Genomic DNA, 14367 nt, shown 5'->3' with positions numbered 1-14367 from the left:
AAAGCGGATTTAGCCTGATTGACTTCTGGGTTTTCCTGGGGAGCAAGGCCGAAATTGTCCGTTTTTCGATTTCTATCCGCTTCGGAGCACATCTTATATGTCCACCTCTAACGTCCCTCAGGTTGCCATCAACGACATTGGCACCGCTGAGGATTTCCTGGCCGCTGTCGACTCGACGATGAAGTACTTCAACGATGGTGACATCGTTGAAGGTACTGTCGTGAAGGTTGACCGCGACGAGGTTCTTCTCGACATCGGCTACAAGACTGAAGGTGTCATCCCTTCCCGCGAACTGTCCATCAAGCACGATGTCGACCCTGATGAAGTGGTCGAAGTTGGCGATGAGATCGACGCGCTGGTCCTGACCAAGGAAGACAAGGAAGGCCGCCTCATCCTGTCCAAGAAGCGTGCTCAGTACGAGCGTGCTTGGGGCACCATTGAGCAGCTCAAGGAAAACGACGAGCCGGTTACCGGTACCGTCATCGAGGTCGTCAAGGGCGGCCTGATTCTCGACATCGGCCTGCGCGGCTTCCTGCCGGCATCCCTCGTCGAGATGCGTCGTGTCCGCGACCTCCAGCCGTACATCGGCCAGGAGATCGAGGCCAAGATCATCGAGCTCGACAAGAACCGCAACAACGTTGTTCTGTCCCGCCGTGCATGGCTCGAGCAGACTCAGTCCGAGGTTCGCTCTGAGTTCCTGCACCAGCTGCAGAAGGGCCAGGTCCGCAAGGGCGTTGTTTCCTCCATCGTCAACTTCGGCGCATTCGTCGATCTCGGCGGTGTCGACGGCCTGGTTCACGTCTCCGAGCTGTCTTGGAAGCACATCGACCACCCGTCCGAGGTTGTCCAGGTCGGCGACGAGGTCACCGTCGAGGTTCTCGAGGTCGACCTGAACCGCGAGCGCGTTTCCCTGTCCCTGAAGGCTACCCAGGAAGACCCGTGGCGCGTCTTCGCCCGCACTCACGCAATCGGCCAGATTGTTCCGGGCAAGGTCACCAAGCTGGTTCCGTTCGGCGCATTCGTCCGCGTCGAGGAGGGCATCGAGGGCCTGGTTCACATCTCCGAGCTGGCTTCCCGCCACATCGACGTTCCGGACCAGATTGTCTCTGTCGACGAGCAGGTTATGGTCAAGGTCATCGACATCGACCTCGAGCGTCGTCGTATCTCCCTGTCCCTCAAGCAGGCTGACGAGGACTACACCGAAGAGTTCGACCCGACCAAGTACGGCATGGGCGACTCCTACGACGAGCAGGGCAACTACATCTTCCCGGAGGGCTTCGACCCGGAGACCAACGAGTGGATGGAGGGCTTCGAGACTCAGCGTGCAGAGTGGGAGGCTCGCTACGCAGAGGCCGAGCGTCACCACCAGCTGCACACTGCACAGATCGAGCGTCACCGCGCTGCAGCTGCCGAGGCTGCAGAGACCGCTTCGAACTACTCCTCCGAGTCCGGCGCAGCTGCACCGTCCGCTCCGTCCGCACCGGCTGCAGACAACGCTGGCGGTACCCTGGCTTCCGACGAGCAGCTCGCTGCTCTGCGCGAGAAGCTGGCTGGCAACTAAGCTAGACTGTTAAGGATTTAGATTCCCTTTGAGAAATTGCCCCGGCGAGGTTCTCCTCGCTGGGGCTTTTTCGTGCACTTCTCGCTTTACGACGGGCACCTGCTCCGGCTTGTTTTTCTTGGGGTGGCATGGGCTTTGCTGCATTTCTGGTCCTGGTGTAGGGGCTCCGGGTGATGAAGGTGGCGCCGCTGTTGCCTAAGGGCGGGCTTGCGCTTCACCAGAAGTGACTTGCTGCGCAGTAATCGGCCGCTGGTGAAGCGCAAGCCGTCCTGGCAGTTATGACAGCCCTGGCAGCCCTGGCAGCCGTTGACAGCTCGGCTCTCTACCCATATGATTGGTGATATGACAACAAATAATGCAGCTAATCAGGTAGAGGACTCCTCCCACACCACCGGTGGTGTGTACTCCCAGGAGGGCAAGGACTTTAATCGCGATACTCGCTATATCAACGACCGAATTACCAAGGATGCCCGCGAAGTAGGCGAGGGGATTAAGACGTGGCCGGTTGAAGCTGGTCGTTACCGCCTCATTGCGGCGCGTGCGTGCCCATGGGCGCATCGCACCCTTATTGTTCGCCGCTTGCTTGGCCTGGAAGATGCCATTTCGGTAGGTATCCCTGGCCCGGTCCACGACGCGCGTTCGTGGACCTTCGACAAGGGCCCGGGTGGCCGCGATGAGGTGCTCGGCTACGAGCGTCTGCAGGAGGCCTACTTTAAACGTTTCCCGGATTACCAGCGCGGCATTACTGTTCCGGCCATCGTCGATATTGAATCCGGCGAGGTCGTGACCAATGACTTCCCCTGGATTACCCTGGACTTTTCCACCGAGTGGACCGAGTTCCACCGCGAGGGTGCCCCGGATCTCTACCCGGAGGAGCTGCGCGAGGAAATGGATGACCTCATGCAGTTCATCTACACCGAGATCAATAACGGCGTCTACCGCTGTGGTTTCGCAGGTTCGCAGGAGTCGTACGATAAGGCCTATGACCGGCTCTTTAGCGCACTCGACAAGGTGTCCGAGCGTCTGGAGACCCGCCGCTACCTCATGGGCGACCACATCACTGAGGCCGATGTTCGCCTGTACACGACCTTAATTCGCTTTGATGCGGTCTACCACGGCCACTTCAAGTGCAACCGAAACAAGATTTCCGAGATGCCCGTTCTGTACAACTACCTGCGCGATCTCTTCCAGACTCCAGGATTCGGTGACACTACCGATCTGGTCGATATCAAGCGTCACTACTACGAGGTTCACCGCGACCTGAATCCGCTGGGTATCGTCCCGAAGGGGCCGGACTTCTCCGGTCTGCTGGAGCCGCATGGTCGCGAAGCACTCGGTGGCAGCCCGTTCGGCAATGGCACCGCTCCGGCTCCAATCAACCCGGATCCGGTTGAAGAGGGTCACCGTATTGAGGACCTCGTCGTAAAGCACTAACGCGTTTCCGCGCGTCCACGTACCCTTAAAGGCATGCTCAAGGTAGGACTCACTGGCGGTATGGGCAGCGGTAAATCGACGGTCGCGCGTCGGTTTGCCCAGCTCGGCGCCGTCATCATCGATGCTGATCAGATTGCTCGCGATGTCGTGGAGCCGGGGGAGCCGGCGCTGGCGGAGCTCGCCGAGGCGTTCGGTAAGGACGTTTTGCTTGACGACGGCTCCCTCAACCGCGGCGAGCTTGCACGACGGGCCTTCGTCTCTGCGGAAAAGACGGAGCTGCTGAATTCGATCACGCACCCGCGCATTGAGCAGCGCACGGAGCAGCAATTCCGCGAAGCGGGCGACGCGGTGATTGTGTTTGATTCGCCGCTTCTCATTGAGATGGGGCAGTCGGAGGCGCAGGACCTGGTTGTGGTGGTGCACACGCCTGTCGATGTCCGCCTCGATCGTCTTGTGGAGAGCCGCGGCGTGGATCGTGATGATGCCAAGCAGCGGATTGCGAAGCAGATTAGTGATCAAAAGCGGCTGCAGTTCGCCGATGTCGTGCTGGAAAATTCCGGCACGGAGGAGGATTTGGTGCAGCAGGTGGATCGAATCTGGGAGCGGATTATTCAGCCGTTAAACCAGATTCGCCAGCTGCAGGCTGCTCAGCGAGGTAGCTCCGAAGGCGCTCGATAGCCTCCGCGAGAATTTCGGGGCGCTTGCAGAAGGCAAATCGCACGAGGTATCGGTAGGTGTCAGACTCCGGATTATCGACAAATGCGGTGACGGGGATGGCTGCCACTTTGGCTTCTGTCGCTAGGCGGGTGCAGGTCTTAAGGGCGTCGCCAAGCCCCCAGCTCGAGACATCGGCGACCACGAAATACCCAGCCTGCGCGGGGTAGACATCGGCGCCGAGGCTTTCCAGCCCCTCGCGCAGAGTGCGCATGCTGCGCCCCAACTGACCTGCGAGCCCTGCAATCCAGTCGGAACATTCGGTTAACCCTCGCGCGACGGCCGACTGGAACGGCGTGGCACCGACGTAGGTCAGGAACTGCTTGGCCTTGACCACGCCATCGAGCAATTCTGCCGGTGCCAGCGCCCAACCGGTTTTCCAGCCGGTGACGTTGAGCGTTTTCGCGGCGCTCGACACCACAATGGTGCGTTCCCGCATGCCCGGCAGCTGGCTGATGGACTGATGAGAGTGGCCGTCGAAGTAGAGGTGCTCGTAGACTTCATCGGAAAGCACGAGGAGATTTTCGCGCTTGACGACGTCCGCGATTGCCTGTAAATCCTCTCGAGTAAGTACAGCGCCGGTGGGGTTGTGCGGCGAGTTGATGATAATCATCGCGGTGTTGTCTGTGATGGCCTTGTTCAGCGCATCTCGGTCGAGTGCCCAGCGCTTTGTATCACCGGTGTCCTGCGGCACTAGCGGAACAGCCGTATAAGTGGCGTTGGCCAGCGCAATTGCCGCTTTGTAGGCGTCGTAGTACGGCTCGATAATGATGACATGACTGCCCGGTTCGAGGTGTCCGAGAGCCGTGGCCGCGATTGCTTCGGTAGCACCGACTGTGATGAGGCATTCAGTGTCGGCATCGTAGGTCTGGCCGGTGCGGCGGGCGCGATCTGCGACGACTGCATCGCGCAGCACCTTCATACCGCGGCCGGGGCCGTACTGATTATTGCCAGCCGCGATTTGGTTCTGGGCTTCTTTCAGCACGGCCTCGGGGCCATCCCAGTCGGGGTAGCCCTGTCCGAGATTGATGGCATCATGGTCGGCCGCGAGTTGAGACATAGTGGCGAAAATGGTTTCACCAAAGGGACGGAGACGCGAAACAGTCATGGTGCCAATCGTAGGCGGAATGGTGTAGCTGGGAATCAAGAGGCTTGAGACCGGTAGAAAACTCTAAAGAAAATTTGCAACTTTTCTGCGCAAACTCTTGACCCTGAAAATTACTGTTTGCATCATGCAAGACTGGTCAAGGTACGTACTCGAGGCCGCCGCATTGGTGCATTTGCGCGGCAGGGTGCCGGAAGTTATTGCAGTTGTAGTGATGCTGCTGACTTTGGCAATTCTCCTATGGCTTGTGGCGTGGGTGAGTCGCTCCAAAAAATCTGCACTGACCAGTATTTGTGCAATTGTTGCTGTTGCGGTGGCTGCAAGTGTCCTCAGTTGGTACGTGACAAACAAGGTGTGGCGGCCAATGCCGGACTATGTTGGCATTGAGGTGTTCGGGCCACTTGCATCGGGCCTGGCCAGCATCTTTGCGCTGCTGGTGATTGCTATTTCCAAGAAACCTAGGCGCATTGCGGTGGCTTCTTTGACCTGCGTGATTGCAGTGCTGACAGCGTACGCGGTGCCGAATATCTATTACGGCACCTATGCAAACTTGGCCAAAGTACTGCAGGGGACAGGCGATGTGCAGGACTTGAGTGAGGTCGAGGGCATCGCCCCAGTCGCAGATATATTTCATCCGAATCCAGCGCCGACTGCGCAGCGAGTGCCACTCGAGCAACAGTGGCAGCCACGCCACTCAAGCATTCTCGGCTCGGATGACCGCTCTGCTGCCAGTTCCATAGCGCAGGCTGAGATTCCCGCGACCAATTTCTCTCCGCGACCATCCATCATCTATATCCCACCCGCGTATTTTGCTCGGCCACGGCCACTGCTGCCGGTCCTTGTGCTAATGGCTGGCCAGCCCGGTGCGCCCGAGGGCTGGCTGGTCAACGGCAATTTGAAGCACACCATGGACCACTTTGCCGCGCAGCATGATGGCCTGGCACCGATTGTGGCAGTTGTGGATCAGCTCTCGTCGAACTTCAAGAACCCACTGTGTTCCGACACCAATCAAGGTGCGGTTGCTACATACCTAGAGCATGACGTGCCCACATGGCTAGAGCAGCACTTTCAGGTCGATACTCGGCCGCAGTCGTGGGCAGTAGGTGGCTTGTCCAACGGCGGTACCTGCGCAATGCAAGTCATTAGCCGCAGGGACGGTCCTTATCGCACAGTGCTGGACATGTCGGGCGAGGAGCATCCGAATCTGAACTCGCTCGAAATGACCATTGAAAAGGGATTTGGCGGCGACAAGGGAGCATTCGAGGCCAATAATCCGCTATCCATATTTGCCTCCGGAGCGGATTTCACAGGATATTCAGCATTCTGCTCAATTGGAGATAAAGAACCCGACGACGTCATCGAAGGGCTTTGGAAAGTCTGCCAAGCAGCACGCGACCAGGGAATGGACGTAGAAGAACGCACATATCCCGGCACACACGAATGGAAAGTGTGGGAGCACGCGCTTGACGACGAGCTTTCCTGGCTCACCGAGAAAATGCAGCTCATATAAACACAGTGCCACTAGGCATAGTCACGTACTGCAGCTCTATTTGTAATTGCACCAAAACAAAAGATCGGATGTCATAGCCATGCCTCTTCAACCGGTATTTCAGTGGGTTAAGTTACACGGAAAAACCCTCAAGATTATCTTCTATGGAGCGATAATCGCCATTATTGTGCTTGTGGCACGCGACCAATTTGCGTCTATATCAGGCAGTCAGCTTCGAGAAATTTTTACCGATACCTCGATGGACGTAAATGCAATCCTCTTGGGGCTTGGGCTAGTCGCTTTTAGTGCCACCGGTCTATATGACCTTGTGGCTTCCAAATACGCGGGAGTCGGTGTCTCTGCACGCGATGCATTGAAAATTGGATGGATTGCACAGGCGTTTAATAATTTCGCTGGATTCGGTGGGCTCACCGGCGGCACCATTCGCGCGCGGTATTACACTTGGGCGGGCGCAGACAGAAATAAGGCTATTGGTGTTTCCGCCAGCGTGTGGGCCGCCAACTTGCTCGGCCTCTTTGTGCTGCTAGGGCTCACCTTGCCCTATGCCGTGCATTTCGACGGCTGGCTAATTGTTGCGGCCATTATTTCCTGTCTGTACCTACCGCTGTTTTTCTTGGCCGATAGGTTCAAGTTTGGCCCTGTTGATTTGCGGAAGACTACTTTTGCACGGATTGGCCAGCGCGAAAAGTGGCTACTTCTGGGCGCCTCAGTTATTGACTGGGCAGCAGCTGCAGTCTTTTTCTGGGTATGTATCCGCGTATTTACACCGAACTTCTCGCTGCCGATTGCTTTCTTTATTTTCGCAACGGCAACATTGGCAGGGCTGATATCTTTTCTGCCGGCTGGTGCGGGCAGTTTCGATCTCGCGGTGATCGCGCTGTGCGCCAAGATTGGCTATGACACCAACCAGGTACTGCTGGGCATTGTGCTCTACCGCGTTTTTTACTACATCATCCCGTGGCTGCTGGCGGCGGTCTTGTGGGTTTCCGACAGTGTGAAAGAACTCGAGACCGATTTCCCGCACAGAGTCATGGCTCGAGTTTTAGCAATTGTCACTGTTGTGTCCAGTATCTTGCTTTTCATTTCGGCACTGACACCTGAGATTGCCTCCCGTCTTGAAGTCATCAGAGAAGTGGTGCCGAGCACGGTCCGACAGGCATCGCATCTGACTGTGCTGTTTACCGCTGTCATGCTGTTGATTCTGGCTCGGGGGATAAGTCAGCGGGTCAAGCGCTGCTACCAGCTGGTTTTAGTGCTGCTTGGCGTGGCCGCAATCGCGTGCTTGGCACGGGGAATTGACTATGAAGAGGCCATCTATCTCGGGGTGTTCGCCTTGGCACTATTTGCCTCTCGCAGTGCCTTTGACCGAGAGCCGCTGCCACTTAAATGGAGCAGTTTCGTCCCCACCGCAGCGCTTGCCATTGCCATCCCCATCCTGCTTTCCAGCTGGCACACGTTGCGGGTTAATAACTGGGTTACTGTGCCGGCACCATCTCCGCATGCCAACACGCATTGGCCGATGATTCTCTTCTACGTCATGCTCGCCTGTGCGGTGGCTATGGCGGTGTTGTTTTCTCGCTGTCGTGCTCCGGAATTCGAAGAACCGACTACGGAGCAAACACGCCGCTTTGAGGCATTAATTGAAAAATGGGGTGGAAATGCCTTTTCGCATTTGTATTACTTAGGTGACAAGCAGGTGTTCTTTTCCGTCGATAAGCGAAAAGGAACGGACCGAGCAGCGCTGTTGTACCGTCCCCACGGCACTATGCTGATTGCGCTCGGTGATCCTTTTGGCGACCCGGCGGCGTTTGATCAGCTCTTTGCGGATTTCATTGATTACGCGGATGCGTTTCAGTGCTCGGTCGCATTTTATGAAGTTGGCGAGGAGCATTTGGCGCGGTGCGTTAATGAGGGAATGAGCCTGGTCAAGCTTGGCGAGGATGCGACAGTGGATGTCTCCGATTTCACCAGGGTCGGAAACAAAGGCAAGACATTTCGGCGCATGTATAACAAACTGGAGAAATCCGGCTGCACTTTTGAGATTGTCGAGGCACCGTATAGCCCAGAATTCATGATGGACCTGCGTGATACGTCGAGGGCATGGCTTAAAGAGCGCACCGAAATGAGTTTTTCGCTTGGTTTCTTTGATGAGAATTATCTCTCTCGGGCGCCTATTGCGGTGGTGCGCTCAGCGGATTCGAATCGTATTGAGGGGTTCGCCTCGCTCATGCCGCAGGGGAGAAATGTCGCATCCGTGGATTTGATGCGCATTCGCCCCGATGCCCCAGATGGCGTGATGGATGGTATTTTCGTGAATTTGATGGAATGGGCGAAGAATCACGGTTATACCGAGTTCAATTTCGGCATGGCACCAATGTCGAATACCGGTGCGCGCCCGCATTCCAGGCTTAGCGAAAAGACCATTCGCTTGGTGTACAACTACGGCGGTCGGATCTATAACTTCCGCGGCCTGCGCAAATACAAGGAAAAGTTCAAGCCCACGTGGAAAGCGCGGTATTTGGCCTATACCGATGTGAAATCGCTGCCGGCGATTACGGCAAGTCTGTCGAAGCTGATTAACCGTCCAAAGCGGTATTCCGCAATTGCGCTATCAGCGAGCAAAAACGAAATGCCTACTTCCGAAATGGCTATCCAACACTAATTGATATAAATCCTCGCGTCATTGCCGCCGCTGCACTCCACGACACCGTCGGCCTGCGAGCCGCAGCTGACATCGTAGGTCTTGCCCGTCGTAGGGCTCGTCGCCTGAATATTCGGCTTCAAATTATCGCGGATGTTATCGGCGGAGGCGTTGAGGCCTTCGGTCTGCTGGTTGAAAACTTCCGTCGCAAATTCGCAGCTGGTATTCGGCCCAGCAACCACTAGATTCGTGCCGTAGCCATCACCAAACACACAGACGGTCAATTCCTCACCGCCGGCGGTAAACGTGGTCCCCGGCGACGGATTGCTGTAGACAAGGTCCCTCAGCGCTTGTCCGATATCTGCATTTTCGCTTGCCGACGAAGACATGGTTTCGGTATCTCCATTGGTTTCTCCACCATCCTGCGATGGGACTGTTTCGGAGGCATTTGTACCGTCGGCGTTATCGTCGGAATTTCCGACAGTGCCAGCATCAGGGTTTGAGCCAGTTGGGTTCGGCATATTGCCTGAGTTTGCGTTCGATGCGTTGCCGTCAGTCTGTTCCACGGTGGCGATGTCAGCTGCCGATTGGCTCGTTACTACGCCATCGTCTTGAGAGCAGGCGGAGAAGGCCAATGCGGTTGTGGCGAGGATACCGGCGATGAGTGCACGTCGTGAAGCAAAGATGCGGTGGTTGTTCATAGACGTCAGGCTAGCGGCCATTAGGTAGTTTTGCACTATGAAAGTAATAACGATTCGATGAAAATCAGGGTGGTATTGCTATCTGTTTTTCTACAGCCAGCCGTTGTCGCGAGCTATTTTCGCGGCCTCGACACGGTTTGAGGTATTTGTCTTCGTGATAATTGAGGACACCTGATTGCGCACCGTGCCCTTGGCAATGAAGAGCTGGCTGGCGATTGTGCCGGTATCGGCGCCCTGGAGAATTAGGCGCGCAATCTCGGCTTCGCGGTCTGTCAGGGGAGAGTCGGCCGTGAAAAGTGAGGCCTCGGCCAAGGCCGGATCGATAACACGGAGGCCGGAGTGGACGCGTCGAATGGCTTCTGCGAGCTGCTCTGGAGGGGTGTCCTTTGCCAGGAATCCGCTGGCACCAGCCTGAAGTGCGCGTTTGAGGTAACCGGGACGGGCAAACGTAGTGACGACGAGGCAGCGGCAGTGGTCAGAAATTTTCGCGATGGTGTCGATGCCGTTAAGGTGCGGCATTTCGATGTCAATAAGCGCGACATCGACGTCCTGTTCGGCGACTTTCTGAGTTGTTTCAATGCCGTCGGCGGCTTCAGCCACGATATCCAAGTCCGGTTCAGTTTCCAGTAGAGCCTTCAAAGCCCCTCGAACTAGGTGCTGATCATCAGCTATGAGAACGCGAATCATCTATTCTCCCGCGCGTATTCGGTGACGGTTGTGTCAGTGAAGTGGTTTTTAGAGCTAGTGGCGGATGAACTCCGCGGGCGGCCCGCGCGGCGCGAGCGATGCGACTGCGTCATCGTGGCCACGAGGCGAGTGCCGCGACCTGGTGCGGACTCGATGATGAGGTCACCGCCAGCATCCTGGACGCGCTGCTTCAGTCCGGTCAATCCGCCAGAGCCGACGGATTGGCCTTCCTCCGCGGCGGCCGCGGAGGAATCGCAGCTTAGGTCAGAAGTGTCGAAGCCAATGCCATCGTCGACGATTTCCACGCTGGATGGGGTGAGCTCGATTGAGACATTCTCCGCCTCCGAATGCCGAATGATATTGGTGGTGGCCTCGCGAATCACCCAGGAGAAGAGCTTCGCATTGGTGGTCACACCGCTGGAATCGTCGGGAAGCGAGGCCGTAATCTGTGCGGTGTGGAATGCCCGCGCGGCGGCGGCGAGCTCGCCTGCGAGATCCGGTTGGCGCATGCGTGTGACTGTTGAGCGGACCTCGGCTAGCGATGTGCGTGCCAGTGTGGTGATGGCCTCGAGCTCGGCAGTGGCGGCATCGGGATTGGTGCGAACCAAGCGTCGCGCGACTTCAGATTTGAGTGAGATGACCGTCAGCGAATGGCCGAGCACGTCATGGACATCGCGGGCGATGGAGTCGCGCTGCTGGCTGAGCTCAATTTCCTGGTTGAGCTGGGCTCGTTCCTGGGCGAACTTGCTGAGTTGAACAACGCAGCAGACCACGACAGCCCAAAACAGGGCATCGATGGGGAAGATGAGACCACTTTCTGGAGCCAAGAAATGACTGATGGCAACGATTGCCGCGCCAAGTACACCGATGCTGAGGATGGCGGGGATGATGGGCAGCATCCAACTGAGCAATGCCGCGACAAATGGCAGGAAAGCGCTGGCGCCATTTCCCACAAGTGGGATGGAGCCCAGGCCGAACGCTGCGACAATGCACAGGGCAAGTATGTTGCGAGCTCGTTGCTACCAGCCACGGGGATAGTAGTGAAGGGAGCCCCAGAGGAAGAAATACACGATGGCAAAGCTGGCAATCAGTGCAGTGAGCTTGAAGACGTTTTTGGCGCCGAAACCGAAGAACACAAAGGGTAAAACCACAATCCAGATGCCGGCCGACAGTGCGGAGTAAAGGTGGAATCCCCGGAAGGGACGGCTGAAGCTGTGTCGCAAAGTAGTTGTCATAGATGCCTAGGCGGTCTCGGTCGGTGGCGGTGGGGAGTTGGTCTAGTTTAGTCACAGGTTAGATGGAGGCGTCGGTTAGCGCTTGGGTTTCCTATCTAGTCGTGCTTCGCCGCGTTATTTACAGCCGCGACTTTTCGCGCTTGTTCAAATAAATACAGAAGCTGACCAGCAGGATGCTCCACACCGCAACATTGACAATGGGCACCCACAGCGGCTCGGTGTAAAGCCCGGCACCAGTATCCGTGCTGGGAGTAAAACCTGCAGTCAGCGGATACCGCGACAGAGTCACGGAACCGAACAGCGGCGTAAAGCGGCTGATAGTCAGCAACGTTCCCTGCATCGGGATAAAGAGGTTGCCCAGGAAGGACAGCACGACAATCGATCCCGACGCGATACTCAGCGCCGACGGCTTTGGCAGCAGCAGCGCCCAGGCATAGCCGTAGAAGCCAAATGGCAGACAGGTCACAGCACAGAGAATGAAGCTGACAATCCAGGTCCCCGGCTCCATCTCCGCGCCGATGACGAGGCCGAGAAGGTACATTGCCGCGATCGGCAGCACTGCGGCGAAGAGCACCAGAATTGCTTGGCTAAATACAATGCGCGACGTTGACATTGGTGTCAGCGCAAGCTGGCGACCCCATCCCGTGGTTTGCTCCATAATCGTTTGTCCGGCGCTGGCCACCGCGGCTGTGACACCGCCGTAAATAGCCATGCCAATCATCACGTAAGCGGTGACATTGCCGTGCGGGAAGGCATTGCCGCCGCGGTCGAGCGAGGCACCGAACACCAGAAAGAACAATATGGGCAGGCCGATGGAGAAAAACAGGTTCGACCAGTCAGACAGATAGCGTTTGATCTGAATTGCGATATATGTCGACAGGCCGTGGGATTCGGTCAGCTTCGCTGCGCCGGTGCCAGCAGCAGTCGCGCCGGGCTTGTCGGGCGAAGTTTCAGTCGCGGTGTACGTCATGGCGATCCTTTCTGGTTGTTTTCGTTAGTTCCCAGCAGCTACCGCGGCTTCAGCCGCGGCGTCAGCGTCTTGCTGCATGGAAATGAAAATGTCATCGAGCTTCGCGCGCTGGACCGTGAAGTCGGTCGCATCCGTCTCCATTAGCAAGTGGCGAAGCAGCGAGTCCGAATCCCGCGTCCGCAGCCGCGCGCGTTGTACTCGCCGACTCGTCCCGGCTGGCTCATCGGCGGAGCCACGCAACCAGGTGACCTCATCGACCTCAGTGCGCTCTGAAAGCTCCGGCGCCACTCCTGAAAAATTAGCCTCAACCAGCACAGATTTACTCAGTGCAAGCAAGCTCGGCGTATCCAAGTCCGCCATGATGCGCCCCTTGTGCAGCATGATGATTCGCTCCGAAAAATCCTCCGCCTCATCCAAGTAGTGCGTGGTGAACAACACCGTCGTGCCACGCTCCGCCCGCGCATGAATATCCGCCCAAGAATTCCGCCGCGCACTCGGGTCCATCCCCGCCGTCGGCTCATCCAACACGATCAGCTCCGGATCACCGAGCAGGGCCAACGCAAACTTCAGACGCTGCTGCTCACCGCCGGAGCACTTGCCGACTTTCCGCTTCAGCAAGGGTTCCAGGCGCGCTTGCTTTACGACGTCCACCAGCGCCACATGCTCCGAATAGCCACTGGCAATCATTTTGAGTGTGTCCTCGACCGTTACGTCGGGAAGCAAACCGCCCGTCTGCAAGATGGCGCCTACCTGCTGAGCGTTGACCGCGTTCCAGGGTGAGTGGCCGTTGACTTCGATTTGGCCGGCGGTGGGTGTGGTCAGGCCGAGGATGAGATCGATAAGCGTGGTTTTACCTGCGCCGTTTTCACCGAGGATGGCGACGACCTCACCGCGGCGGACGGTGGCGCTGACATCATCGAGTGCGGTGACGTGGCCTTTGCTGAATTGTTTGGTGATATTCGAGAACTCGAGGATGCTGTTCGTATTCATGGTTCTTAGTTCAGCGTGGACTGATGGCATGGACGTATAGGTAATGTCACGAATTGCCCATGACAGGTGTCATTGCTTGTGTCATTGCTTGTTGGCGTAGCCGACGGTGGGGTTCCACTCCCAGACGCGGGGAAGCCGGGCTGGTAGTCCTCGCGGGGTCGGCGCATTTGCACCCACTGGATTGCCTGCTCGATTTCGTCGAGGACGCTGTCGAGGTTCCAGTTGATGCATGAATCCGTGAATCGCAGGATAATCCAGCCGTGCAGCGTGCCGGAGTTGGCCTTCCAACGGTCCGAGATAAATGAGTCCTCATTGTTGTGATACTTGGCGGAGTCCACCTCGATGGCGATTTTCCACTGTTCAAGCAGGATGTCGAAGCAGTAGGGGCCGATGTACTGGTTCATTTTGACGCGGTAGCCCCGCTTAATCAGTGGTCTGGCCAGTCTGCGCTCGAGTTCGCTGCATGCGCCGATGGGCGTTGTTGTGATGGTCTCGCGGAGCCACTGTGGAACTCTCTGCATCCGGCTGAGGTCCTGGTTCAGCCGCTTTTCACCGTCCCGACCAGCGTAGTGCAGCTCCAGGATCATGCGTGCGAAGTCTGGGGCACCTCGCGCGGCCCACAGTGCTTCAACTACCGGAATCCCGTCAATCTTGGTGAAGGCGGGCAGGCGGCTGTGCTTGATAGAGAAGCTCTCGGTCTGAACAGATCCCGCGCCTTCTGCCTGGATAGGAAATGATAGAGGAAGACTTAAGTGCATCTGAGCCGCGCTTTTTCCGCACAACGCAATGCTTTTGTAGTGCCTCGTGATTGCTTGGGCG

General features: G+C 57.2%; 13 protein-coding genes. 5 read left to right on the top strand and 8 right to left on the bottom strand.

Translation table 11 applies throughout. The features are described 5' to 3' along the window. The first annotated feature begins 97 nt into the window (after window positions 1-97). From rpsA to coaE, 3 genes are all read left to right on the top strand, one after another. Window positions 98-1561 (top strand): 30S ribosomal protein S1, encoded by a 1464-nt coding sequence (gene rpsA / locus Q4E11_RS03040; protein WP_303163564.1) that lies wholly within the window; start codon window positions 98-100, stop codon window positions 1559-1561. 342 nt (window positions 1562-1903) lie between these two features. Further along, window positions 1904-2995 (top strand): glutathione S-transferase family protein, encoded by a 1092-nt coding sequence (locus tag Q4E11_RS03035; RefSeq protein WP_303163562.1) that lies wholly within the window; start codon window positions 1904-1906, stop codon window positions 2993-2995. A gap of 33 nt (window positions 2996-3028) precedes the next feature. Continuing rightward, window positions 3029-3673, top strand: a complete 645-nt coding sequence (gene coaE / locus Q4E11_RS03030) for a dephospho-CoA kinase (RefSeq protein WP_303163560.1) — start codon at window positions 3029-3031, stop codon at window positions 3671-3673. On the opposite strand, the gene Q4E11_RS03025 is transcribed toward coaE, so the two are convergent. Continuing rightward, window positions 3603-4817 carry an aminotransferase class I/II-fold pyridoxal phosphate-dependent enzyme gene (locus tag Q4E11_RS03025; RefSeq protein ID WP_303163559.1) on the bottom strand — a complete coding sequence of 405 codons (1215 nt, stop codon included), beginning with the start codon at window positions 4815-4817 and terminating at the stop codon, window positions 3603-3605. The two genes, coaE and Q4E11_RS03025, sit on opposite strands and share 71 nt — an antisense overlap. Window positions 4818-4941: 124 nt before the next feature. On the opposite strand from Q4E11_RS03025, the gene Q4E11_RS03020 reads away from it, so the two are divergent. Both Q4E11_RS03020 and mprF read left to right on the top strand, forming a co-directional pair. Next, complete coding sequence (locus Q4E11_RS03020) at window positions 4942-6324, top strand: esterase family protein (protein ID WP_303163557.1); 1383 nt, start codon at window positions 4942-4944, stop codon at window positions 6322-6324. A 46-nt stretch (window positions 6325-6370) separates the two neighbouring features. Then, window positions 6371-8986: a bifunctional lysylphosphatidylglycerol flippase/synthetase MprF gene (gene mprF / locus Q4E11_RS03015; RefSeq protein ID WP_303163556.1), complete on the top strand. Its 2616-nt coding sequence runs from the start codon at window positions 6371-6373 to the stop codon at window positions 8984-8986. Here the strand turns inward: mprF and Q4E11_RS03010 are convergent. From Q4E11_RS03010 to Q4E11_RS02980, 7 genes are all read right to left on the bottom strand, one after another. Continuing rightward, window positions 8983-9666 (bottom strand): hypothetical protein, encoded by a 684-nt coding sequence (locus Q4E11_RS03010; RefSeq protein WP_303163554.1) that lies wholly within the window; start codon window positions 9664-9666, stop codon window positions 8983-8985. The genes mprF and Q4E11_RS03010 overlap by 4 nt on opposite strands. A gap of 90 nt (window positions 9667-9756) precedes the next feature. Continuing rightward, a complete protein-coding gene (locus Q4E11_RS03005; RefSeq protein WP_303163552.1) occupies window positions 9757-10353 on the bottom strand; it encodes a response regulator transcription factor in 597 nt (198 codons plus the stop codon). Then, the gene (locus Q4E11_RS03000) at window positions 10350-11306 is read right to left on the bottom strand and encodes a sensor histidine kinase (RefSeq protein ID WP_303163550.1); all 957 of its coding nucleotides are present in this window, start codon (window positions 11304-11306) and stop codon (window positions 10350-10352) included. The genes Q4E11_RS03005 and Q4E11_RS03000 overlap by 4 nt, the downstream gene beginning before the upstream one ends. 66 nt (window positions 11307-11372) lie before the next feature. Continuing rightward, window positions 11373-11588 carry a hypothetical protein gene (locus Q4E11_RS02995; RefSeq protein WP_303163549.1) on the bottom strand — a complete coding sequence of 72 codons (216 nt, stop codon included), beginning with the start codon at window positions 11586-11588 and terminating at the stop codon, window positions 11373-11375. 118 nt (window positions 11589-11706) lie between these two features. Then, window positions 11707-12558, bottom strand: coding sequence for an ABC transporter permease (locus tag Q4E11_RS02990; protein WP_303163548.1), 852 nt, complete (start codon window positions 12556-12558; stop codon window positions 11707-11709). 24 nt (window positions 12559-12582) lie between these two features. Beyond that, the gene (locus tag Q4E11_RS02985) at window positions 12583-13548 is read right to left on the bottom strand and encodes an ABC transporter ATP-binding protein (protein WP_303163546.1); all 966 of its coding nucleotides are present in this window, start codon (window positions 13546-13548) and stop codon (window positions 12583-12585) included. A 5-nt stretch (window positions 13549-13553) separates the two neighbouring features. Further along, window positions 13554-14306, bottom strand: a complete 753-nt coding sequence (locus Q4E11_RS02980) for an endonuclease domain-containing protein (protein WP_303163961.1) — start codon at window positions 14304-14306, stop codon at window positions 13554-13556. Window positions 14307-14367: the final 61 nt, after the last annotated feature.

It is taken from the genome of Corynebacterium sp. (assembly GCF_030532195.1).
Lineage (GTDB): Bacteria > Actinomycetota > Actinomycetes > Mycobacteriales > Mycobacteriaceae > Corynebacterium.
The sequence above is the reverse complement of the archived record's forward strand: the minus strand, read 5'-3'. Positions and strand labels throughout refer to the sequence as shown.

Bases quoted from the DNA above. Each gene is read 5' to 3' on its own strand.
- rpsA (WP_303163564.1), top strand. From the start codon at position 98: ATGTCCACCTCTAACGTCCCTCAGGTTGCCATCAACGACATTGGCACC.
- Q4E11_RS03035 (WP_303163562.1), top strand. From the start codon at position 1,904: ATGACAACAAATAATGCAGCTAATCAGGTAGAGGACTCCTCCCACACC.
- coaE (WP_303163560.1), top strand. From the start codon at position 3,029: ATGCTCAAGGTAGGACTCACTGGCGGTATGGGCAGCGGTAAATCGACG.
- Q4E11_RS03025 (WP_303163559.1), bottom strand. From the start codon at position 4,817: ATGACTGTTTCGCGTCTCCGTCCCTTTGGTGAAACCATTTTCGCCACT.
- Q4E11_RS03020 (WP_303163557.1), top strand. From the start codon at position 4,942: ATGCAAGACTGGTCAAGGTACGTACTCGAGGCCGCCGCATTGGTGCAT.
- Q4E11_RS03010 (WP_303163554.1), bottom strand. From the start codon at position 9,666: ATGAACAACCACCGCATCTTTGCTTCACGACGTGCACTCATCGCCGGT.
- Q4E11_RS03005 (WP_303163552.1), bottom strand. From the start codon at position 10,353: ATGATTCGCGTTCTCATAGCTGATGATCAGCACCTAGTTCGAGGGGCT.
- Q4E11_RS02995 (WP_303163549.1), bottom strand. From the start codon at position 11,588: ATGACAACTACTTTGCGACACAGCTTCAGCCGTCCCTTCCGGGGATTC.
- Q4E11_RS02990 (WP_303163548.1), bottom strand. From the start codon at position 12,558: ATGACGTACACCGCGACTGAAACTTCGCCCGACAAGCCCGGCGCGACT.
- Q4E11_RS02985 (WP_303163546.1), bottom strand. From the start codon at position 13,548: ATGAATACGAACAGCATCCTCGAGTTCTCGAATATCACCAAACAATTC.
- Q4E11_RS02980 (WP_303163961.1), bottom strand. From the start codon at position 14,306: ATGCACTTAAGTCTTCCTCTATCATTTCCTATCCAGGCAGAAGGCGCG.